This window comes from Enterococcus sp. AZ141 (assembly GCF_051714385.1).
Lineage (GTDB): Bacteria > Bacillota > Bacilli > Lactobacillales > Enterococcaceae > Enterococcus_D > Enterococcus_D entomosocium.
Window position 1 is genome coordinate 3046571 of sequence record NZ_JBIORT010000001.1, and the last position, 23203, is coordinate 3069773.

Sequence of the window (23203 nt, forward strand, 5' to 3'; positions counted from 1 at the left end):
TTATTGCATTACCGCCTGAGAAGATTATAAATAATAAGAACAATAGAATTTCTGAAAATATAAGGAATAAAAAAAAGAATTTCTTTCCTGATCCTATAACTATTCTTTTTTTACTACAAGATTTTTCTTATAAAAAATTTAATTCGCTAACAAAGCATGAAAGTACGTTATAGTTATTTAGCCGATTTTTGGAGTTTAACGGAAAGAGATTTGTAATTTAATTCAATATCTCTTCTTATTGTGCTTCCCATTAAAAACTTAAAAAATTATCCTTTACACATTGACACACTTAATACACTGACAATGTATCCTATTATATTATATAAATTGCTTAAACTTCAAGTTAGCCTTCACACTTTCATTGGTGTACACTGCCTCTAATAACTCATCTATAATAATGTTTTATTACTAAAAAACACTTCTACCAACTTTTTCAAAGTTAATAAAAGAGTTCTGTGTTTATATCCTCATTTTGCCAACTGTCCGACACCTAAGAAAACAGCTTGTTCCATCTAGTTAACAAATATGAAACAACTTTCTATGATTGAAAATCCTTAACGAATCCCCAAAGCAATCCGTGCATAACGACTCATTTTATCGGTCGTCCAAGCGGGATACCAGACTAATTTTACCTCTGGATTTTTGACTTCTGGAATATCGCTTAGTGCTTCGTGTATCGATTCAGTCAATACGTCGGCTAAGGGACAGCCCATTGTTGTTAAGGTCATTTTGATTACGGTATTGCCTGTTTCTGCATCAAATTCGACTTCATAAACTAAGCCTAGATTCACTATATCAATCCCCAACTCAGGGTCAATCACGGTTTCCAAGGCAGCCAAGACACGCTCTTTGATTGCTTCTGCTTCTACTTCAGTATATGCCACGGTTGAAGACCTCCTTTAATTCTTGTTTCAAATAATACCTTCTTTTGCAAGATTTGTAAATGGACGATCCTTGATTATGGACGGCTTTTCTTGTGTATTTTCAGTTCTGGGAAGACCCCTGTCGTTTTAAAGGTCCGTTGTTCATCATCTGTCGCAAAACGGCCTGTAATCGATTGGGTCGGCACAAAATTAATAAACGCATTGCCGTCAGCTTCTAAAACAGCTTGTTCTAAATCGTAGATCTCGTAGCGGGTCACGACCATCATGATCATATTGCCAGGTACGCCTGAATACCCTCCGACTGAGGGGAACAAAGTCATGCCGCGAAACACATGCTTAGAAATATTTTTCCCAACAGCTTCCGCATTGGTCGTAATAATCATTGCCGTTACCTTTTGATGACTTGTGTGCAGCATGTCCACAACGTAGCTCATTGCGAAAATCGAAATGATCGTGTACAAGGCACTTTCCCAGGAAAAGACGAAACCTGAGACCATGACAATGATGCCGTTTAAAATAAACATATATTTACCGACTGTTTTTCCAGTCGTTTTTGATAATATCAACGAAAGGATATCCATTCCGCCGGTGGTAAAACCCATTTTCAGTGAAAACGCAACGCCGACGCCCAACAGTACGCCACCTAGCAAAGCGTTAACCAAAATATTGTCAGTGATCGCTCCTTGCGGAAGGATCATCGTTAAGACGGAAACGACAACGACATTGATAAAGCTCAATAGTGTCGATGATTTCCCGAGTTTGATGAACCCGAGAACAAAGATAGGCAAGTTTAAGAGGAAAATAAACAGCCCTGTACTAAGGTGAACGCCAAAATGTTCCAAGGCAAGTGCCACGATCAATTGGGCGACCCCGTTCATCCCAGCAGAAAGAACGTTTGCGGGAATCAAAAAGAAATTTAAAGCAATGGCTGCAGTAATACCTGACAGCAAAATAACCCCTATTTTTTTCAATCGTTCTGATTGTTCGTGCTTCGTTAATAACTTACTCACAATGATCTAGCTCCTTCACTAAAAATCTCCTTCCAAAGAATAGCAGTTTGTGTGAAAAAATGAAACAATTATTTGCAAAAATTTACTTTTCATTCCCGCATCGTTCGCCTCCATGTTAAAATCATAGGTAAGAGATGAGAGGAGTGATTGATTTTGGCAAAAGAAGCAAGTTTTGATGTCGTATCTGAGATCAACACAGAAGAAGTGAAAAACGCCATTCAACAGGCGGAAAAAGAATTGAAAAACCGATTTGATTTTAAAGGCTCCACGGTAGAAATCAAGATGACTGAGGGCAAACTGACGATCGTTGGAGATGATGAATTTAAGTTGGAGCAAATCAAAGATGTGCTCTTTGCGAAGATGATCAAACGGAATGTACCAACGAAAAATATTCAATTTGGCGAAACGGAGCATGCCTTGGGGGCAAAAGCTCGTCAAACGGCAGAATTGATCAATGGGATTGATAAAGAAAACGCCAAAAAAATAACGACAGCGATCAAAAACGCCAAGCTAAAAGTTAAAACTCAAATTCAAGACAATCAAATTCGGGTAACCGGCAAAAGTCGTGACGATCTGCAAGAAGTGATCCAATTGTTGCGTAAACTGCCCCTGACGATCGATTTACAGTTTACAAATTATCGCTAATCAAAAAAACTAGAACAGAGTCTAACGTGATGGTTAGGCAAAATCGGCCTTACCCGCTGATTTTGCACAACCTCTCCTGAAAGCTCTGCTTCTAGTTTTTTTCTTGCCAAAAATGAGTCAATGCCTTTGATAACTCTTGTGGCCGACGAATGTTTAAGGCATGCTGCCAGTGCAGTGGGAAAAGTTCTTGGTAACGCGGTGTCCGAAAACGTTGATCCAGCAATAACACCACGCCGCGATCGCTGACATCCCGGATCACTCGACCGGCTGCTTGCAGGACTTTATTCATCCCGGGCAGCTGATAGGCATACGCAAAGCCAGCTGCCTTTTTCTCATCGTAATATTCCCGAATCAATTCTTGCTCGTGATTGATTTGCGGCAGTCCGACTCCTACCACTGCCGCACCGATCAAGCGATCGCCTTTCAAGTCGATCCCTTCAGAAAAAATTCCACCAAGGACACAAAATGCCACTAATGTTTTTGGCTGGCTCTCTTGTCCGTCTTGACTTGTTTCTAGCAGGGATGATCGTTGCCGCTCAAAAGATCGAAATTGTGCAAGAAACGCCTCGCGCTCTGCTTCGTTCATGGCTGTCCCCTGAATCAAGACCTCCACCTCTGGCGCCTGTTGGGAAAATGCTGCCGCCACATCATCCAAGTAACGATAAGAAGGGAAAAAGACCATATAGTTTCCCGCTTTCGCTGCGGTCATTTGCTGGATTGCATCAACGATTGCAGGAATGCTGGCTTCACGTTGGCGATACGTTGTTTGGATATAGTCTGCAATAAAAATTCCCTGATTTTTCGGATCAAAAGGACTTGGCAGGCGATAGCGCAAAGCTTCATTGCCGCCTCCTAATACCTCTTGATAATAGGTCAAAGGAGTAAAGCTCGCAGAAAACAACAGGCTGGCCTTGCCCTTATCTAACACAGATTCCAAAAACGGCGCTGGTTCAATGCAAAATTGCCGTAGTTTGATATCATAGCGGTCGATCTCCACCGTCGTTTCGTAGTGATCATCATAAAATTCACTGATCTTCAAATAATGGTTAGCTTCAAAATACACTTGCAGCACTTCTTCTTGCAATTCATGCTCAGGATTTGCCGGCAACCATTCCTTCATCAATTCAGCTACTTTGTAGAGCTGATTGCCCATCGTTTCATGGGGAGCTGCTTGATGGTGGTATTCCCACTCTTCCTCTTTTGCTATTTGAGCAATAGCCGCAAATTCTTTGTCAACTTTGTTTAGGGCGCGTTTTAATTTTTGCTGGTCATTGGATAGTTTCTTCTTTAATTCCTTAAATGGCTGCCGGGTAATGGTTGCCGAATACATTTCTTTGGAACGGTTGACTAAGTTATGGGCCTCATCCACTAGAAAGAAATATTCTTCATCCGGCTCCTCAAAAAATCTTCGCAAATAAACGGTGGGATCAAACAAATAATTATAATCACCAATAATGACATCGCAAAAGACACTGACATCCAGTGAAAGCTCGAAGGGACAGACCGTATGTTTCTTTCCGTAGGTCTCGATCACTTCTCGGGTTATTTGGTTCTCGTGATGCAACAGATCCCATAGTGCTTCGTTGATTCGATTGTAATAGCCTTGCGCATACGCACAGTGTTCTGGCGTACAGTTTCGTTCATCTAAAAAACAGATTTTGTCTTTGGCGGTAATCGTGACACTTTTGGTTTCACTACCGTTGTCTGCTAACTTGCTCAGTGCATCTTCGGCCACTTGTCTGGTGATCGTCTTCGCCGTCAGATAAAAGACTCGATCAGCCCCTTCTTCCCCTAGCACTTTTAATGCGGGAAACAGCGTTGACATGGTTTTTCCAGTTCCAGTTGGCGCTTCCGCAAAAAGTCGCTTGCCATTTTTTAGTGTTTTATACGCCGCTGCTGCTAACTCTCGCTGCCCTTTGCGAAAGGTTTCAAAGGGAAAAGACAGCAGCTGCAAAGACGTATTGCGGACACGGCGCCAATTCTCTTGAAAAACTAACCATTTATGATATTCCTGAAGTAATTCTTCATAAAAAACAGCTAATTCTGAAAACTGAAATGTTCTTCTCGTACGGGTGGTCAGCTTTTCAGTGGTTTGATAATAAGTCAATTGTACGGCGATTCGATCGATGGGTCTCTTAGGATCATTACCTTCAGCAGTAGGTTCTGCTTCTGGTTTCTCTTGATTTTCACTGTCACTAAGCGCTGCTTGTTCATTTTCTTGTAGTAAAAACAAATAAGCATAAACCATTCCCTGGGCAAAAAACAAATCGATTTGATCTTCAGGGATATCTTCGAACGCTGGTTCTGAAGTTTTGATCTCATCGATCACCCAAGAATTAACAGTTGCATCAAAAAAGAGACCATCGGCACGTCCTTCGACAGTGATCGAATCTTTCTCAAATTGGCTTTCTCGTTTGAAAAAGACTTCTTTTTGATACCCATCCCCAGCCTCTTTTTGTAGTTGGCGATGGATACGGGCGCCTTCTTGCGCGGTATGATTACTGACTTTGCGGCTATCAATATCGCCTCGGCGCAAAATAAATTCTACGATTTTTCTAACCGCAACTTTTCCTTTATACACGTGTTCACCTTCTCGTTTGCCATTATAGCGGATAGATTACTTTTGGAAAAGCGAACAGAAACAGCTTTTCATCCTCTGCGGAGAGTATCCTATCCAAACAGGTTTTATCACCATGAAAAAACCACTTGCAACAAAACACCTACTCATCAGATAATTGACTTCATTTTTTCTTCCAGAAAATGGGTTTGGCGAAGGATTTACAAAAAAGCCTACTCTACTCACCTAAGCAAGTAAAGCAGGGCTATTTTTTGAAAGATATTTATTGATCGACTTGAATATCATAACTGACACCATTTTGGTCAAAAGCTTGTTGATTGTCTAGATCTAAGGTGAACTCAAAGGTCCGTCCATCTGCTTTGATCGTCAAATGCTTCCCTTCAACCGTGTATGATGCATCTTGATAGGTGATCTCATAAATTTGATAAGGGTCGTTGGACAACTGTACCTCTGAATGGGAAAAATGACGCTGAAAATCACTTTCGATTTGTCCTTCATACAAGGCAACATCACTAGAGCTGGCTGAACTATCTTCTAAATCTGCCATCGGCAAATACTGCTTAACGATCGTCAACTCATTCTCATGAAAATCATAAACCCCTTGGCTTTGCGGAAAGATGACACTCTCATCTTGGATCAGCATCAAATCAAGGTCGCCATTTTCAACCGTTTTTGAGGCGGAAGTAACAGTTTCAGAAACTTCTTTCGAATCGTTGATGGTTAGCTCCTCTTGGCCACAGCTCACTAAAGCGAGCGCGGCGAAGCATAGAGTGAAAAAAAATTGCAGGGATTTTTTCATAAAAACACCTTCTTACAAAGAGTTGAGGTATACCAATCAAAACTAACGCAAGATACAGATCACACACTTTCCTCGAAGTTGGTCACGAAGAATGTTCATGCTTTCGTCAAAAACTAGACCCGTTTCAAACGAATCAACGCTTTCTTATTTTAATTAGTATAACAGCAGTTTTTTGCTAATGCGGTTTCTTAGAAAAATTTTCGAATTCCCACAATAATTCTAAGCTTTTCTCTCATCAAACTATTGGTTATCCTTATCACCTGCCTGCCAAAGGTTGATCACAGCATCTTCACGAAGTAAAGCCTATCCGTGCCAAGCACAGGTGTATCCGTAAGCACAGCAAACGGTTCGAAGCCGACTGCTTGGTAGAATTGCGGCGCTTGGTAGTCTTGGGTGGTAACCGTCACGGAACGACACCCCGCTTTTTTACCGTGATCAAAAAGTGCTTTTATCAATTGTTTCCCGACCCCCTGATTCTGATGGCTTGGATCAACTGCTAACAATTGAATATGGATCGTATTGCCTGTCCGTTTTCCAATCACCCCACCAAGTTGATCCTGATTGTCAAAAAAAGCAAATGAAAGCTGCTCTTGATCGGAAAAGGCACTCACTGCCTCTGTTTTTTTCGTTGAATGATTTAGCCATTGACAGACTGCCTGACGATTGTCTTCTGCGTTTATCGTTTTTATCATTAATTTTTCACTCCTAAAAACCTTTCTTTGTTTCCTCTTATACTTTAAGCTATACTTATAGTCAGACACAAGTATTTGTGATCCTAGGAGGTTTTAGCATGAAAATCATTGGTTTAGTGACAGGACCCGTTCAAGAAAATTGTTACCTAATTTGGAAAGAAGATGTTTTGTTGATTATTGATCCTGGAGCAGAAGCAGCGAGATTGATCGCTGAGATCGAAAAAACAGGCGCAAAACCAGCAGCGATTTTATTGACCCACACTCATTATGACCATATCGGCGCAGTTGACCATTTGCGGGATTATTATCAGATCCCCGTTTACGTGAGTCCGCTTGAGCAAGGATGGCTAAGTGATCCTATGAAAAACCTTTCTGGCCGTCATCCTGAATTAGGAACCATCACCGCACGTCCAGCTGAATTCGAGCTAGAGTTGAAAGAGTACGAGATAGCTGGCATGTCCTTTAAGGTTGTTGCAACCCCGGGTCATTCCATTGGCAGCGTCAGTTTTATTTTTGACAATTTTGTCGTTTCCGGAGACGCCTTATTTAAAGGTAGCATTGGTCGGACAGACCTGCCAACCGGAAATTTGGAACAATTGCTGACCAGCATCCAAACGCAACTCTTTGTTTTACCGAATCAAATGGCGGTCTATCCTGGCCACGGAGAACCAACAACGATCGAAATTGAGAAACGGACCAATCCGTTTTTTAACGCATAAACGTATGACGAATCAAAAGGAGGAATAACTAGTTATGGCAAAGACGGAATTGTATGTCGTGCGTCACGGAAAAACAATGTTTAACACATTGCAGCGGGTGCAAGGCTGGTGTGACACACCATTGACTCGAACCGGTGAACAAGGCATCCACTATTTAGGCCTTGGGTTACGCGATGTGGATTTTGTAGAAGCAGTATCCAGTGACAGCGGTCGAGCGATTGAAACCATGCGTCTGATACTGGGTGAACATGTCAGAGGACCGGAGATCCCTTATCACATCGACAAACGGATTCGTGAATGGTGCTTTGGCTCCCTTGAAGGGGCCTATGATGCAGAAATGTGGGGCGTTCTGCCGCGGATTCTTGATTTTCCTGATTATGATGAGATGATTGCTAATCATGTCACGTTTGAGGCGATTGCCAATGCGATCTACCACGCCGATACAGCCAATTGGGCGGAAACCTTTGATGTTTTGACCGAACGTGTCAAAACAGGGTTTGAAGATATCGCCTATCGCGTTGAGAAAAAAGGCGGCGGCAATGCGTTAGTTGTGTCTCACGGCTTAACGATCGCTTTTCTTTTGCATCTGATCAATGATGAGAACAATGTTCGTATGGATATTGAAAATGGTTCGGTCACTCGACTGATCTACGAAGACGGCAGCTTTACCATCGCCGAAGTTGGTAACACAGAATACATCAAAAAAGGCTTAGCGCTCTCCCAAGAGCTTTTGTCCTAAGAGAAACCTCTGACGGCTAATCAATTTCTTCAAGAAAGGAGCAGTTTTTGTTTTAAAAACTGCCCTCTTTTTTTAGGAAAAAGATTGGTATTCGAATCAGGAAACGGTATACTAAGAGTTGTATTTTGTCATAGAAAGGACTGGACCAATGTTTTTTACAAATTTTATAAAAGCGATTTTATTTGGGATCATTGAAGGGATCACGGAATGGCTGCCAATTAGCAGCACTGGTCACTTGATTCTTGCCGACGAATTTATCGGTTTGAATGTTACCCCCGAATTTATGACGATGTTCAATGTTGTCATTCAATTGGGCGCGATACTAGCGGTCGTCTACTTATATTTCCATAAACTGAACCCTTTTTCCCCACAAAAAAATGAAATAGAGAAAAAAGATACGTGGACGTTATGGTTTAAAGTTATTGTTGCGGTCTTGCCATCGGTTATTATCGGATTGCCGTTAGATGATTGGTTAGATGCGCACTTCTACAACTTTTTCTCCGTTTCGATCGTCTTGATCGTTTATGGGATCGGCTTTATCGTAGTTGAAAAACGAAACAAGAATAAAGCACCGAAATGTACCGATTTGAACAAATTCACCTACAAAGCGGCCTTGATTGTCGGCATGTTCCAGGTATTGGCATTGATCCCAGGAACTTCTCGTTCTGGTGCTACTATCTTAGGTGCTATCATGATCGGCGCTTCTCGTTATGTTGCTGCTGAATTTTCATTTTTCTTAGGTATTCCAACCATGTTTGGTGCCAGTGCCTTGAAAATCTTCAAGTTTTTGAAAGATGGCAATGCCTTTGATTTCCAAGGAACCGTCATCTTATTAACAGGAACCATCGTCTCATTCATCGTTTCGATCATCGCGATCCGTTTCTTGATGAACTACATCAAGCGTAACGATTTTACCGTATTTGGATGGTATCGTATCGTTTTAGGAATCATTTTGATCGGCTATTGGCTGATCCAATTATAAGCAAAAAGAGCAACTCTTGTGGCACTTACCTGCCCAAGAGTTGCTCTTTTTTTGTTTGAAAGGTCTCTAGTTCCTCACGTGTTTTTGATTACCATACCGTCAATAATATCCACCGCACTTTCGGTGTCGTTGATAATTGATTCAAAACGATCATAAACATCTTTCCATTTAATGATTTCAAGAACGTCCGTTTCGTCTGTGAATAACGCTTTTTTCATTTTTGAATACAAACGGTCTGCTTCTGATTCAATCGTATTCACATCATTAATCATTTGACGCAATGTTTTTGAATTTTTGAACTTAGGAAATTCTTTTAAGGCCGTTTCAACGCCTTGTGTCGCTTGAACGATCATTCCAGCAAATAAGTTGGTTTCAGGGCGGATCTTCGTAATGACCAAATTCTCAAATAAATAAGTCAGTCCCATAATGCCATCCAAAATATCATCTAGACGCTCTGAAATGACTAGGATGTCCTCGCGATCGATAGGGGTGATAAATGAATCATATAACTCATTGGTTAGCTCAGCGATCACTTTATCCCCTTCTTTTTCCAAAGCATGAATCTCAGCTGCTGCTTCGGTCAATGCTCGTTCAGAATAATCGTTGATCAAAAGCGAAAAACGTTTGGCAGCTAAATGGCCGTTCGTCGCCAACTGCTCCATTGCTGCAAAATAATCGAATCCTTTTTTTCGTGCCATTACTTTCTCTCCTCACAAAATTAGCAATAAAAATTTGACCATTAGAAACGCAATCAATCCACAGCCAGGAAAGGTTAAAATCCAAGCATAGATCATTTCTTTTACAATGCGCCAATCAACGCTAGAAAAACGCCGAGACGCTCCAACGCCCATGATAGCGGTCGTTTTCGTGTGCGTTGTTGAAACTGGGATACCAAATACGGAAGACAAGAACAAACAGATTGCTGCAGTAACATCTGCAGAAAAGCCTTGGTATTTTTCCAGTTTTACCATATCCATCCCCACTGATTTAATGATCTTCATCCCACCGACCGATGTACCGATCCCCATGGTCAAGGAACAAAGAACCATCACCCACAGTGGGATGGCAAAGCCATTGCCGGTCTTTTCAGCAAGATTGTTGTAAAAAAGGCCTAACATGAACACACCCATGAATTTTTGTCCATCTTGGGCACCATGCAAGAAGGCATTGGCACCAGCCGCAATGGCTTGACCAACTGTAAAAATTTTGTTGGCTTTTCGCCGTTGGGTATCGCGAAAGAGCCATACGATCAGTTTCGTGATCAGAAAGACGCCAATGAAGCCCATCAACGTAGAAACGACAAGACCGATCAAAACTTTCAGCCACTCCTCGCCATTGACTGCATGTAACCCACCAAGGGCCATGGCTGCACCAGTCAGTCCTGCGATCAACGCGTGGGATTCACTGGTTGGGATCCCAAAATACCAAGCTGCGACCGTCCAAACAACAATTGAAAATAAGGCAGCGGCTAATGCGATCTGTGAGACCCGAAAACTCCCGCCTGAATCAAAAGTCACAATGTTGCTGATGGTTTCTGCAACTTGCGCATTAAAATACGTCATCACTAGCACACCTAAGAAATTCATGACGACAGCCATGCCAATGGCGATATTCGGGCGTAAGACTCTCGTGGAGACAGCGGTTGCAATAGCATTCGGCGCATCCGTCCACCCGTTGACGAAAATCACCCCTAATGACAAGACAATCGTTAGAAACAAAGCGATATTCACATAGATTCCCCCATTTAAAAATTCCGAAGTAATCATAGCATAGAAAGCTCTTTCTGTGTAAACTTTTTATAACTATTCAGTAAAAAATGTGTAAAGAAGCATTTTTCAAAACCATAAAGCAAAAAATAGCACGGCCAAAAAACAAATTTTTGTGTTAAGTAAAATTTCTTTACAACTTTTATTGCAATCACTCTTGGCATTAGGTATAATGACTAGTGTTGATTTATACGTTTTCTAAACGTAATTGAACTTTTTTTTCGGAGGTGAAATACATGCCAAACATTGAATCTGCAATCAAACGTGTTCGCACAAGCGAAGCGGCTAATGCTAAGAATTCATCTCAAGTAAGCACAATGCGTACAGCAATCAAAAAATTTGATCAAGCTGTTGAAGCTGGTGCTGATAACGTAGATGCGTTATATAAAGATGCTGTTAAAGCAATCGATATGGCTGAGACTAAAGGATTGATCCACAAGAACAAAGCTAGTCGCGACAAATCTCGTTTAAGTAAAAAAATTGCAAAATAAGCAAATTAAGAAAGGCGCAGCAATCATCGATTGCTGCGCCTTTCTTTTTGACTTACTGTTTGCCATGTTTTAAAACAAATAGCTGGAACAAATACTCTTTGTCCATCTGGCCACTTTTTACTAAGTAATCATTTTCGATCAATTCGTTATAGAGTGCCGCTAATTGCTTTTCTCCAAAGCCTCGCGCTTGCTGCATCGCTAACTTCACTCGGTACGGATGAATCCCCAACGTTTCTGCGATATTGGCTTGCTGGTAGCCAATTTTCATCAAAATCGCTGCCTGTAACAGTAGACGGACTTGGCTGATCAAAATAGCATTGATCTTGATCGTCTCTTCCCCTTGCAATAATAGATCGTCATACAAGCGCAACGCATCCGATACGTTCCCCTTTAAGACATCACTGGTTAATTCAAAGACATTATGTTCCAACGTCTTAGGGATCAACTGCAAGACGATCTCTTTCGTGATTTTATTGCCGTTTCCTGCATACAATCGTAGTTTCTGTAACTCCTGCATCGCTTTTGATAGTTGCAGATCCGTTAACCGTAAAAACAAATCAAACGCCTCTCGGCTCATCTCGATGCCATCATTGGCCAACGACTGTTGGAGATACTGACGCACGTCGGCTTCTTTCATAGGTGCGACATCAATCACAACTGCGGCTTTCTTCAGCTGCTTAGTAATTTTTTTCCGTTCATCTAATTTATCGACATCTGCAAAAATCACCATTACCGATGATTCCAATGGGTCTTTGATGTAATTCAAAAAATCATCTAGGTCATGCTCAGGTGCATTGCTCTTTTTTTCAGCCGTTAAGAAAAATGGCCGCTCAACGAAAAGTAATCGCTGATCGCCAAAAAAAGGCAACGATTGGGCTTCTTGGATCACCATATCAAGGGGATCTTTCTCCATGTCAAAGGAAGCAAAATTCAGATCATCTTTCCCAACGGAAAAACGCTCCAAAAAGGCCGTGCGAACTTGCTCTTGTAAAAACATTTCACTGCCGATGACTAGATAAATCGATTGCAACTCCTTGGTTCGAATTGCTTGCAACGCTTTTTGTAATTCCATCGTTCCCCCCGCTTTCATTCTTATCCTACCATTAGTCAATCGGATAGTCTAGCAGCGTTTTTATCAAAAATGATTGTTGTTTTTCAGACCAAATAAATTGGATCATGCCTTGCTGATCGGTTCGCAAAACGGTCTGATTTACCAACGTTTCAAGCACCTCTTCATGAGGATGCCCGTACCGATTGTTCCGTCCACTTGAAACGATCCCGAATTGGGGATCGATTGCCGCAACAAACTCAGGTGCCGTCGAGGTTCGACTGCCATGATGCCCTAGTTTCAATACATCAACTTTTAAATTCGGATAATCATGAATCAACTTTTTTTCCCCTGCTTGTTCGAGATCACCAGTAAACAAAAACGTTTTGTCTCCTACCTTGGTTTTAATCACCAGCGAATCTTCGTTTTGTCCTGCACCTGATTCTGGTGCCAATACTTGCAACTGAAGGGAATCCCCCACCACTTGGTCAATCGTCGTCCAAACAACGTTTGTCTGCTTAAGCAGTTCGTTTAATAGCTTGGCGATGCGGTGATCTTGTTCACTTCCTGGTACGAGATATAACGTTTCAACGGGGATCGCCTTCATCAAGGCTAGTGCGTCCCCCATATGGTCCGTGTCCCCATGAGTTAGAAACAAACCAGTAATCTTCCTGACTCCCTCCCCTTTCAGAAAAGGAATCAATGTAGATTCCGCGGCAGCTTGTCGTTTGCGCTCTTGCCAGTTTTCTTTCGGAAAAGACAGTGAACCTCCAGTATCGATCACATAAACTTCGCGATTTTTTTCTGCCTGCAAAACGATACTATCGCCTTGACCAACATCGACATAACTAATGGTGGATAAAACTCGATTCTGCTGAAAGACGATTGGTACAACAAGCGAAAAACAGATCACCAGCAGCCACCTTTTCTTTTGGTAAAAGAGCATGCTGAATAAACAACAACTGCCAGCCAATCCTGCAGGAACGGCACCCACCGTTATCGACACGCCTCCTACAGCGCCCACGACAACTTCCATAAGCAGCAAAAGCCCTTCAAAAAGGGCAATCAGCCCACTGATGGTTGGGAAAAGTGTCCCAGCAATGAACATTACGAAACAGGCTGGTAGCAAAACCAATTGAAAAAACGGTAAAAAGACAAACGTCAAAAAGCCCCCAAATAATGGGAATTCATAAAAGAGCGAGACAATGACAGGCGCAGCCAGCACCGTGAGGAACTGACAGCGCCAAAACCACGTCAATCCGATTGGTCGCTGCATTACTATCAAGAAGGTCATCAAAAGACTTAGTTGCCCCGATGTTTGAAGCAATACTTTGGGATCAACGAATAAAAGAGCCGTTAAGACGATCCCATAATGATCACTTGCCGATAGCCGTTGTTGATAAAGAGTGGTCACTTGAGTAACCGACAATGCCAAGACAGCACGCCAGACACTAATGCCGCCGCCACAAATCCCAATTACGACCAAGAAAAAGACCCCCATTGGCAACAGCATTTCTTTTTGCGTAAACCCCAATCGGCAGAAGCATCCGCGAAACCATTTGAAAAATAAGACAACATGCATTCCTGAGATCGTAAAAAAATGCAATAAGCCACTCGCACGATACATTTGACGTACTTCTTGAAAGTCATGGTCTTTAAAACCAAAGAGCAACGCATTGATATAGGCTGCTGAGCGTTCAGGAAAGATTCGTTGCACAGAAGAAATAACCTCTGCTCGAACTTTTGCAAGCGAAAAGCCTGAGTCTGCTTCTTCCATTCCTACAATTTTCTCAATATGGACTGTGCCAATAATCGATCGACTGGCCAAATAGGCAGAATAGTCAAAGCTATGGCGATTTCGTGGTTTTTCAGGAAGAGAAAAAAATCCTTTCACCAGCAGCTTTTTTCCCCAAACGGATCGATCCTGCCATTGCTGTTTTTCAGTCTCTGAATAAACCGTGTAACGGCCAATCACTTTACCTGCAGAGGATTTTGCTTCAAATGTAAGTAGATCGCCATTGACTTTGATCGTGTCTGGCAGCACATTGACTACCCCTTGATACTCACCTTCTTGTATGTTCCCAGTCCGAGAAAGAGAAACGCGGACACTTAACAGCAACAGTCCGACAAAACAAATCATGCACAAAAATGCTTGTCGTTTTAAGACAAGCATCCCGAAATAATAAAGTGCAATGAGTCCCAGTAAGATGGACTGCCGATAGTAAGCAGTCACCGAACAAGCAAAAATAATACTAAGAAATAAAAATGAATCAGTTCTTTTTTGTTGGTTGTGCATCATTCAGCACACCAAACGAAAGTTTTTCAAAATACACCGGATCGAGTTCAACTTGGTGGACGGAAGCACCTACTTGTTGAATCAGTTCCATTGCATACTGATTGTTGCGATAGTCATTCAAATAATGGATCTTTTTGACCCCTGCTTGCAAAATTGCTTTCGTACAGGGAAGACAGGGAAAATGCGTCACATAGATTTCCGCATTGTCTGTTGACACCCCTAATTTTGCACATTGCAATAAGGCATTCATTTCTGCATGAATCGTCCGAATACAATGGTCATCGACAACATAACAGCCATCGTCAATGCAGTGTACATCGCCACTGACGGACCCGTTGTAGCCTCCAGCGATGATTCGGCGATCTTTGACTAATGTAGCGCCGACTTCAAGTCGGGAACACGTACTGCGTAAAGACAGTAATACAGCTTGTGCCATAAAATACTGGTCCCATGGGATTCTCGTATTGCTCATTCGTTTGCTCCTTTGTCATTGATTAGTTCTATTCTAATCGAATTTCTTGAATTTTCAACCGTCATTTCTTAGTATTTCTTACATTTATTTGGTTCAGTCCGCCACTGTAATCATCTCTTTCAAGGACTCAAAGGTCTTCTCTCCGATGCCTGTGATCTTTTTTAGGTCATCAATCTGTTTAAAAAAGCCATATTCTTCTCGGTAAGCGATGATTGCTTCTGCTTTTTTGGCACCCACACCTGGCAGTTCTTGCAGTTGCTGTGCACTGGCTTGATTCAGATTGATTTGTGTCACTGCTGTTTGGCTGCCACCTACTCCTGAAGCATTCATCTCCATAAACGCTTGATCCTCTTTATGAGGGACGATCACCATCTGTTGATCTTGTAGCACTTGTGCTAAGTTTATGGCTGTTTCTAACGCCTCTTCTGTCAGACCACCTGCTTGTTCGATCAATTCATACATCCGCGCACCTGATTTCAAGCGATAAATTCCCGGTTGGTGCACTTCCCCTTTGACATCGATAACGATCTCATACTCTTCATCGTGAAGACTATCTTCTTGAAGGGCTCCACCTTCCCCCATTTCAGACGATTGACCTGCTGCATCTGCCATTGAATGCCAGTTTGTTTCTTTTTTTTGCGAGAACGGTACAAACCAGATGATCAGCAACACCATCAAAACAGCACCACCAACTGCAAATCGCCAATAGTCTTTGAACAGCTTCCATCGATCCATTTTCACCACCTCATAGATGAAATACGCAGATAATTCAGTATTATTTGGAAAACGGAAAAATAAAGACGATCTTTTTGCAGCAAAAAAATGACGGAACCAATCATAGTGCCATTTTCATAGAATGCAAATTCTTAGACAAAATGACAATGTATTGCAGAATTAGGGTGCTGTTAAGGCAAATCTTCAAAAAGCGCTTGAATCAGATTGAAACTATTGATACACTATTTGATAAAAAATCACAGGGAAATGTTGGATGTCTAAAGTAACCCAGCGTCTCAAAGTCCATGGATAAGAATGCTGCCAATGATAATCACCCTTGTGATAAATTGAACATTTCATTTGAAATTTTTCACAAAAAAAAGGAGGCCGACTTGATTAAATCGTATAGATGGCAAATGATGCATATCTTACTGGGGAGTTTCTACCTAATCTTGATGATTTATTTCACTCACACTATTTATCAAACTACATATTTAGGCATTCGGGCTTACCAAATAAATGACGAATGGTTTATAAAACGTATTTATGATGGTGGTCTGGGAGCGGATACTTCGCTGCAAATCAATGATCAGCTAGTAGAGCTCGATGGAAATTTGCCAAAAGAGAATAAACAATTAACAAATTGGCTAGTTGTCGAGCAAATCAATTCACTCACGATCCAAAGAGAGCAGCAACGAATCACTTATCGCTTTGATTCGCCCAAAACATTTCTGCCGATATTTTTTACACTTTTAGCTTTTAGTGGATCGTTAGTTTTATTCTTGCTCTTTTTTTATCGAAAACAGCTTCTTTCAAAAAGATCACGGCTTTTTTATTTATGGCTCTTTGTATTTGCGTTTATTTTTTTAGCGGCGTTTCCTTCAAGTATTGGGAATACGTTAGGTAGAGTGATTTTGATTATCTCCTTATCCACTTTTCCATTTTTCTTGAATTCATTTTTGAAGATCAACAGCTCATATAAAATAAGCAATATAGGAATCTTTCCAGCACTGCTCCTCCTATTAAATCTAGCAGCAACCTGTTATGCCGCTTTTTTTCAGATTGGCTATGTACTCGCTGAATATTTAGCAGTCGGTTTTGTTTACAGCTTGATGCTACTGATGCTTGGCGAATATTGCTTCTCTTTTTTTAATAAAAGTCACAAAAAACATAGAACAGCTACCAAAGTCAACCTTCCAGTAATTCTATTTGTAAGTATTGCCCCTTTTCTTTATTTATATGCATTCCCTATTGGATGGAGTGCACCTTACTATATGCTGGTATTTTTTATCTTTCTGCCTTTTATAGGAATTTTCCATCGCTTAGCAATTGATCGCGTCTTGAAATTTCGGTACCGTATCACAACCAGATCGATCTATCTGATACTCTCACTATTTTTAACGGTAATCGTCATTTTTATCAGCCAACTTAACGCTTACGTTCCTAATCTACTAATTATTCTTTATCTCTTCCTTTTAATATATACTCTTTTGCCGCTTCTACAAGAATTATTCTATTTAGCAAGTCACCATAATGAACCAATGAATTCACTAGATGTATTTTTAGCAGTTGAAAAAGAACGAGAGACAATTTCAAGCTATATTCACGATGGGATCATTCAAGAGATCATCCACTTGTTACGTCAAATTGAAAATGATAGACAAACAGTGCCAAAAGAAAAAATCATCCAGCAGCTTGATGAATTGATTTATGATTTAAGAGAACTTTGCTCAGATATATATCCTCTGCTTCTGCAAGAAATAGGATTAGAAAAAACATTGGCTTCTCTTTTCGTTCAAATACAGCAAAACCACCCTGTGCTCATACATTTTGCCTATGACCGAACCATCCATTCAGATTCACCTGAAATCAACAACTTCATCTTGCGCTCAGTCAAAGAATTGCTCAATAACAGTATTTTGCATGGACATGCAACAGAACTGATAATCACAAATGCAGTTGAGGATGATACAGTAGTATTCGAAATTAGTGATAACGGAACTTTTGGACAAGACTCTCTTAGTAAAGGTCCTCATTTCGGATTAAATGTAATTAAAGAAAAGCTTTCGTTATTGTCGGGTAGATTTGTCATTCACTACTCACCTACAACCATTCAGCTTAGAATTCCAAAAAATATTTTCGAAGGAGCAAACTATGCCGATTAAACTTGCATTGTTAGACGACCACGAACTCGTCCTTGAAGGAATCAAAAATACGCTGCAAAAAGAGCCCTCATTTTCGATTATAGGCGCATTTACAAAACCAACAGATTTTTTTCAAGCTATGGCAAACCAGTCAATTGATATTGTCCTCCTCGATATGATGCTAAAGGGCACGCATGCCTTTGAGCTGATTCCTCGTATTCATACCTTAACTGATGATACTTTGCCAAAAATAATTATGCTGTCGGGTTTTTATGAACCACTTCTTCATAAGCGTGCCTTTGAACTTGGTATATGGGCTTTTTTGAGAAAAGAAGCTTCGTATGATGAATTGATCACAACGATAAAAACGGTCTACCATGGCAATAAAGTTTCCCCTGAACACCTTTTTCTTGAAAAAGACATGCGTCTCTTAAGTGAGATAGAACGGCAAGTATTAGAATTGATTTCGCAGGAACAAACCAATGAAAAAATCGCAAAAAAACTATTTATCAGTCGCAGAACCGTCGAAAACCACGTTTCATCTATCTGCAATAAGTTGAACGTACAAACAAGGATCGGTGCTGTTCGAGAAGGAATCAAACTGAATTTAATCAAATGATGAACTCCGCAAAAAAACATTCGGATAATACGGATGTTTTTTTGTTTTTGCTTTATTAAGATAACAGTACATACAAGAAAACTTTAGGAGGATCAAAATGATCGAATTGAAACATATCAATAAATTTTATGGTGAAAATAATCGTAAAATCATTGCATTAAATGATGTGAGCCTCACGATCAATAAGGGTGAATTCATCATCATTTTAGGGCCATCAGGCTCAGGAAAAAGCACTCTTTTAAACCTATTAGGCGGTATGGATCGTCCAAGCCAAGGAGAGTTTCGCATGGGAGAAAAAGAAATCTCTCATCTTTCTGATGAACAGCTTTCAGATTATCGGCGTGACGTCGTCGGTTTTGTCTTCCAGTTCTACAACTTGATTCCTAGCTTAACCGCTTTAGAAAATGTCGGCATTGCACAACAACTGAGTACAAATAATGAACCAGCCTCTCACTACCTTGAATCTGTAGGGTTATCCCATAGAAAAAATAACTTCCCTAACCAATTATCTGGCGGAGAAATGCAGCGAGTATCGATTGCACGTGCTTTGGCAAAAGCCCCAAAACTCTTACTTTGCGACGAACCAACTGGCGCTTTAGATTCACATACAGGGAAAAAAATATTATTTTTATTAAAAAAAGCTGCGGTGAATGTGGATACTGCTGTGGTGATGGTCACACATAATGCAGAGTTCGCTCAATATGCGGATAAAATTATTCATTTGCATGACGGAAAAATCAAGTCGATTGAACAAAATAAGCCTCTGAAGGTAAAAACAAAGGAGTCTTGATATGAAATTTCTGTCTATAAAACTGGTTAGAGATCTTAAAAGAAATTGGACGCAATTCTTCTCCGTCTTCTTAATGGCGTTTCTAAGTGTCCTTGTATTTGTTGGGTTACAAGGTGTTTGGGGCGGTTTGGAAAAAAGCCTGGACAACTTTATTGATGCAAATGGTCTGGCAGATGCTTGGGTTTATGGTACTGGCTTTACTGAAAACGATATCCAATCAACCCAAGCACTAGATGGGATAGAAAAGACATTCTCTCAGTACGAATTTACAGTTTCTGATTTGACTAATCAAGCGCCTTCCTCATCATCAGAACGCACTTTGACTCTTAGTGCACCACTTGGAAAACCTATCGCAGAGCCTTATTTCGTTCAAGGTACTACCTTCCATGAATCCCCTGGCTTTGTTTGGATCAATCACGACTACGCACAGGCGAATGATCTTACCTTAAATCAATCACTGAGGATTATGGTTGACGGTCGCGAAATTGAATTGACCATAGCAGGGATGATTTTAACAACTGACAAGCTTTTCTTCACTGGTACACAAGAGTATATTGCCCCCGACCCGAAACGCTATGGCTACGGGATTTTATCAGAAGCGACTTTAGAAATGATGCTGGAGACATCCGTTTTACCTAACGTCGTCGAAGTCTCTGGGACTAACTCTCGCTTAAGAACCGAAATTGAATCGATTATGGGGGAACGCCATATTGCGTACTATGATCAAGCAACCTTGACGGAAGTTTCTGAAGCCTTGGGCCGCGTCACTCAAATTCGAAATCTATCCTTTATGTTTTCGTTCTTGTTTATCTTACTAGCAATTCTTGCAATGTATACAACGATCAAACGGTTGATTGATACCCAAACAAAAGAAATCGCAGTCCTTCAAGCGTTGGGGTTTTCAAATAGAACAATCGGGTTTCATTTCACTAGCTTCGGCTTGATCATCGGCAGCTTTGGCATCGCCGCTGGCTTGGCAGCAGCGCCCTTGCTTTCGCATTTTGTTTTAGAAACGCAAAAGAATATTCTATCTCTCCCACACTGGACAGTTTCCTACAATTACCTTTCATTAATCGTTTGTCTGCTCGTGTTAATCATTTGTATAGCTTCTGCTTATTTTGCTTCTGATCAAGCATGTACTGGCCTGCCAGCGGACTTCCTTAGAGGGAATACAAAAGGCAAGAGTGCCCATTTGTTACTAGAAAAGCTTTCGTTCTTCTGGAACCCGTTAAGTTATGAAGCCAAATGGGGGTTTCGCGATGCTGCTTCTAACAAAATGAGAGTTTTAATGGGGATCATCGGAGTTGCTGGTGGTATGATGCTGATCACAGCCGGACTAGGCATGCCCCAATCCATCAACCACTTAGTTAACAAAGCTTATACAGAGGATTTTACTTATCATCAACGAATAAATACTAGTGATTCAGCATTTTGGGAAGAGTCGTTTGGTCAAGAGGTACAAATTTTACCTACCCGCTTTGCACCTGATGACGGCTACAATCGCTTACTGATGATCATTGATCAAGGGGATTTTGTTCATATGAAAACAACTGACAACGAGTTGATTACTCCTAGCGGTATTTATCTAACAGAAGGTTTTGCTAACAGATCAGGCATCCAAAAAGGCGATCAGATAGAAGTCTTTCCAGCATTTCATGAAAGCTCATTTCGCTTTGAAGTATCTGGGATCATAACTAGTGAAACAAACCAAGGTGCATATTTGTTAAAAGAAACTTGGCTGGAAGCTGGTGGGACTTTTCTGCCTCAGACGCTTTTAGTAGACGAGGAAACTGCTGAAGCATTGTCCGGCAATCCTGCAATCGCATCAACGATTGCGCGACAAGATCAAATGGACAATGCGTATGAATTTGTTGATAGTCTAAGAGGGATCTTTACAATGATCATTGCTTTTGCAGTTTTATTAGTCATCGTTGTCCTTTACAATTTAGGAACGCTAAATTTTGTCGAACGAACTCGTGACTATACCACTTTAAGCGTCCTTGGCTTTAGAAAAAAAGAACTTCGCCGAATCACTATGATTGAAAATGCTGCAACAACGATGGTTGGCTGGCTGATTGGGATTCCTGCTGGAAGGTGGTTCCTTTCGCAGTATGTAAGCAACTTTTCAACCATCACGATTGAATACACCGCCCACTTCACCTGGATCAATGTTACAATCGCCTCTTCAATTGTTTGGCTTAGTTCGTTAAGTACAACATTTCTTGTCAGCCAACGGATCAAAAAACTGGACTTGGTTTCTGCATTGAAAAATGTCGACTGATTCCCTACTAAAGAAGGTGCACCTATAATTGGTTTCTACAAGTACACCGTCTTTCTAACCTACTTAAACTTTTTTTTGGAGGTATCGGTATTTATAGCACTTCAGTTTTCTGCATCTCTTTTTTCTTCTCTGTTCATTGACCACGATTGCTGCTTTTTTAATCGAAAAAGTGAATTGGGGTCTCTTTGGTACTTTCGGTATGTACTGGCTCGGACTAATTTGTGACTCATCACTAATTTTTTTCGTCATTGACAGTCTCATTCGGATATCTGGGAATATAGGAACGATCAACATTTCTGAAAAAGGAAAGCTGCTGATTGATATAGGGTCGATCGTTTTAATCATAAGCTACTTGATTTATGGGATTGTGTCAGCAAATCGTATTGTCCATACGACGTATGAAGTAAAGATTGAGCTTGATGCTGCTAACGCAGCAATCTCAAATGAGCAGTGTTTTTTAACTAATCAATTTCAAGCAATTCAGGAATTCACGACGCCGATCCTCGGTGATACAACGTTGTATAATATGGCTGTTCGCTGGTATCGATCGCAATACCGATCCCGAGAAATTGATACTCATCGTTTAGAATCGTTGCCCGATGTCCCTCTGAATTCATTAAACCTTGATGGGCGTAAATACTGCTGGCTTGGCCAAATGCCAAATTCTCCCCTGCAGCAGTGAAGCTGATCCCGTCTTCTTGCATCCGATCAAATGGAGTCGATCCATCTAACCCAATATGGTCAAAATATCGATGTTCTGCCATGTCTTGGCTATGCTTCACGGCAGTCTCACTGGTTGCTTCACTAAATCCAAGGGGCGACAAACCAAATTTCACTCGGGTGGCATTCGTTAATTCAAATAACTGTGTTCGTAAGCCGCTTAAAACGGCGGCTTGATTTTGGCGAAAATCATTCGCATGGCGTGTTTCTAGCGAGCGATTGATGATTTGAATCGCAGTCACTGTATCTTCGGCATGAACATCATAGAAAAAAGTAATCAATTGATCGTCTTGTAAGAACAGATCATAGTCGGCATCGGAATCGATGCGATACCGTCTTGATCCTCGTTGTAGACTTTCTTGGCGCGTACCCATCTGATTACGAACGCTTGCTTTTGAAGACCCGATACCTAGCGTGTCATCGATAAGAATCGTGTCTTGATTCGTATAGATCCCTTGCGCAATATCATGTTCATCGTACATCACCATCATGAAGTTACGAAAATCATCGTGATAGGAAGTCCAGTTCAGTCCATACCTATTCGCTGATTCATTGATCGCTTCTCCAAAGGTTTCTTCGATCACTTGTCGTGATTCATTATATAAATATGTCTGGGCAGGTGTTTCTACCGATGGCCTGGCTGAAGTGTCTTGTGAAGGAGAAAATTGGGACGAGAGAGATTGAGTGATCTCGTTGAGTCGAGCATCCCGAAATGCCAAGCGCCCGTCTTGCCATGTAATCATCTGGCTTACAAAATAAAGAAGCCCGATGAGAAAAATGCTTTTGATTAAGAATTTTATTTTTTTCATATGAC

At 41.0% G+C, this 23203-nt stretch carries 21 protein-coding genes; 9 read left to right on the forward strand and 12 right to left on the reverse strand.

The window, feature by feature from the left end:
• Positions 1 to 554: 554 nt before the first annotated feature.
• Both IGI89_RS14100 and IGI89_RS14105 read right to left on the reverse strand, forming a co-directional pair.
• Positions 555 to 884, reverse strand: a complete 330-nt coding sequence (locus IGI89_RS14100; protein WP_005231940.1) for a metal-sulfur cluster assembly factor — start codon at positions 882 to 884, stop codon at positions 555 to 557.
• 74 nt (positions 885 to 958) lie between these two features.
• Positions 959 to 1894, reverse strand: a complete 936-nt coding sequence (locus IGI89_RS14105) for a YitT family protein (protein ID WP_005230189.1) — start codon at positions 1892 to 1894, stop codon at positions 959 to 961.
• Between the two features lie 153 nt (positions 1895 to 2047).
• Between IGI89_RS14105 and IGI89_RS14110 the strand changes: the two genes are divergently transcribed.
• Positions 2048 to 2539 (forward strand): YajQ family cyclic di-GMP-binding protein, encoded by a 492-nt coding sequence (locus IGI89_RS14110; RefSeq protein ID WP_429961860.1) that lies wholly within the window; start codon positions 2048 to 2050, stop codon positions 2537 to 2539.
• Positions 2540 to 2630: 91 nt separating this feature from the next.
• Here IGI89_RS14110 and IGI89_RS14115 read toward each other — a convergent pair whose 3' ends face one another.
• The 3 genes from IGI89_RS14115 to IGI89_RS14125 form a co-directional block, all read right to left on the reverse strand.
• The gene (locus IGI89_RS14115; RefSeq protein WP_429961859.1) at positions 2631 to 5120 is read right to left on the reverse strand and encodes an ATP-dependent DNA helicase; all 2490 of its coding nucleotides are present in this window, start codon (positions 5118 to 5120) and stop codon (positions 2631 to 2633) included.
• Between the two features lie 259 nt (positions 5121 to 5379).
• Entirely contained in the window at positions 5380 to 5916 is a 537-nt protein-coding gene (locus tag IGI89_RS14120; protein WP_016613385.1) for a hypothetical protein, read from the reverse strand.
• Between the two features lie 278 nt (positions 5917 to 6194).
• Positions 6195 to 6608: a GNAT family N-acetyltransferase gene (locus IGI89_RS14125; protein ID WP_244733589.1), complete on the reverse strand. Its 414-nt coding sequence runs from the start codon at positions 6606 to 6608 to the stop codon at positions 6195 to 6197.
• 98 nt (positions 6609 to 6706) lie between these two features.
• Here IGI89_RS14125 and IGI89_RS14130 point away from each other — a divergent pair, with 98 nt between their 5' ends.
• The 3 genes from IGI89_RS14130 to IGI89_RS14140 all read left to right on the forward strand — a co-directional run bounded on the left by IGI89_RS14130 (position 6707) and on the right by IGI89_RS14140 (position 9048).
• Positions 6707 to 7327 (forward strand): MBL fold metallo-hydrolase, encoded by a 621-nt coding sequence (locus tag IGI89_RS14130; protein ID WP_005236256.1) that lies wholly within the window; start codon positions 6707 to 6709, stop codon positions 7325 to 7327.
• 34 nt (positions 7328 to 7361) lie between these two features.
• The gene (locus IGI89_RS14135; protein WP_005236258.1) at positions 7362 to 8066 is read left to right on the forward strand and encodes a histidine phosphatase family protein; all 705 of its coding nucleotides are present in this window, start codon (positions 7362 to 7364) and stop codon (positions 8064 to 8066) included.
• Between the two features lie 148 nt (positions 8067 to 8214).
• Positions 8215 to 9048 carry an undecaprenyl-diphosphate phosphatase gene (locus IGI89_RS14140; protein WP_005236259.1) on the forward strand — a complete coding sequence of 278 codons (834 nt, stop codon included), beginning with the start codon at positions 8215 to 8217 and terminating at the stop codon, positions 9046 to 9048.
• Positions 9049 to 9122: 74 nt separating this feature from the next.
• On the opposite strand, the gene IGI89_RS14145 is transcribed toward IGI89_RS14140, so the two are convergent.
• Both IGI89_RS14145 and IGI89_RS14150 read right to left on the reverse strand, forming a co-directional pair.
• Positions 9123 to 9746, reverse strand: coding sequence for a DUF47 domain-containing protein (locus tag IGI89_RS14145; protein WP_008381351.1), 624 nt, complete (start codon positions 9744 to 9746; stop codon positions 9123 to 9125).
• Between the two features lie 12 nt (positions 9747 to 9758).
• On the reverse strand, positions 9759 to 10814 hold the full coding sequence (locus IGI89_RS14150) for an inorganic phosphate transporter (protein WP_438735759.1): 1056 nt from the start codon (positions 10812 to 10814) through the stop codon (positions 9759 to 9761).
• A gap of 236 nt (positions 10815 to 11050) precedes the next feature.
• Here IGI89_RS14150 and rpsT point away from each other — a divergent pair, with 236 nt between their 5' ends.
• Positions 11051 to 11305, forward strand: coding sequence for a 30S ribosomal protein S20 (rpsT, locus tag IGI89_RS14155; RefSeq protein WP_005230162.1), 255 nt, complete (start codon positions 11051 to 11053; stop codon positions 11303 to 11305).
• Between the two features lie 52 nt (positions 11306 to 11357).
• Here the strand turns inward: rpsT and holA are convergent, their stop codons facing one another.
• From holA to IGI89_RS14175, 4 genes are all read right to left on the reverse strand, one after another.
• Positions 11358 to 12377, reverse strand: coding sequence for a DNA polymerase III subunit delta (gene holA, locus IGI89_RS14160; RefSeq protein ID WP_301389368.1), 1020 nt, complete (start codon positions 12375 to 12377; stop codon positions 11358 to 11360).
• 31 nt (positions 12378 to 12408) lie between these two features.
• Complete coding sequence (locus IGI89_RS14165; protein ID WP_429969898.1) at positions 12409 to 14652, reverse strand: DNA internalization-related competence protein ComEC/Rec2; 2244 nt, start codon at positions 14650 to 14652, stop codon at positions 12409 to 12411.
• Positions 14624 to 15121, reverse strand: coding sequence for a ComE operon protein 2 (locus IGI89_RS14170; RefSeq protein ID WP_005236270.1), 498 nt, complete (start codon positions 15119 to 15121; stop codon positions 14624 to 14626). The genes IGI89_RS14165 and IGI89_RS14170 overlap by 29 nt, the downstream gene beginning before the upstream one ends.
• Before the next feature lie 93 nt (positions 15122 to 15214).
• Positions 15215 to 15856 carry a helix-hairpin-helix domain-containing protein gene (locus IGI89_RS14175; RefSeq protein WP_429969899.1) on the reverse strand — a complete coding sequence of 214 codons (642 nt, stop codon included), beginning with the start codon at positions 15854 to 15856 and terminating at the stop codon, positions 15215 to 15217.
• Positions 15857 to 16227: 371 nt separating this feature from the next.
• Between IGI89_RS14175 and IGI89_RS14180 the strand changes: the two genes are divergently transcribed.
• The 4 genes from IGI89_RS14180 to IGI89_RS14195 all read left to right on the forward strand — a co-directional run bounded on the left by IGI89_RS14180 (position 16228) and on the right by IGI89_RS14195 (position 21669).
• Complete coding sequence (locus tag IGI89_RS14180; protein ID WP_438735760.1) at positions 16228 to 18000, forward strand: sensor histidine kinase; 1773 nt, start codon at positions 16228 to 16230, stop codon at positions 17998 to 18000.
• Entirely contained in the window at positions 17990 to 18598 is a 609-nt protein-coding gene (locus tag IGI89_RS14185) for a response regulator transcription factor (RefSeq protein ID WP_005236276.1), read from the forward strand. The genes IGI89_RS14180 and IGI89_RS14185 overlap by 11 nt, the downstream gene beginning before the upstream one ends.
• Before the next feature lie 97 nt (positions 18599 to 18695).
• A complete protein-coding gene (locus tag IGI89_RS14190) occupies positions 18696 to 19388 on the forward strand; it encodes an ABC transporter ATP-binding protein (RefSeq protein WP_438735761.1) in 693 nt (230 codons plus the stop codon).
• A 1-nt stretch (position 19389) separates the two neighbouring features.
• The gene (locus IGI89_RS14195; RefSeq protein ID WP_429969901.1) at positions 19390 to 21669 is read left to right on the forward strand and encodes an ABC transporter permease; all 2280 of its coding nucleotides are present in this window, start codon (positions 19390 to 19392) and stop codon (positions 21667 to 21669) included.
• Between the two features lie 488 nt (positions 21670 to 22157).
• Here IGI89_RS14195 and IGI89_RS14200 read toward each other — a convergent pair whose 3' ends face one another.
• A complete protein-coding gene (locus tag IGI89_RS14200; RefSeq protein ID WP_429961853.1) occupies positions 22158 to 23198 on the reverse strand; it encodes a CAP domain-containing protein in 1041 nt (346 codons plus the stop codon).
• Between the last annotated feature and the right edge of the window lie 5 nt (positions 23199 to 23203).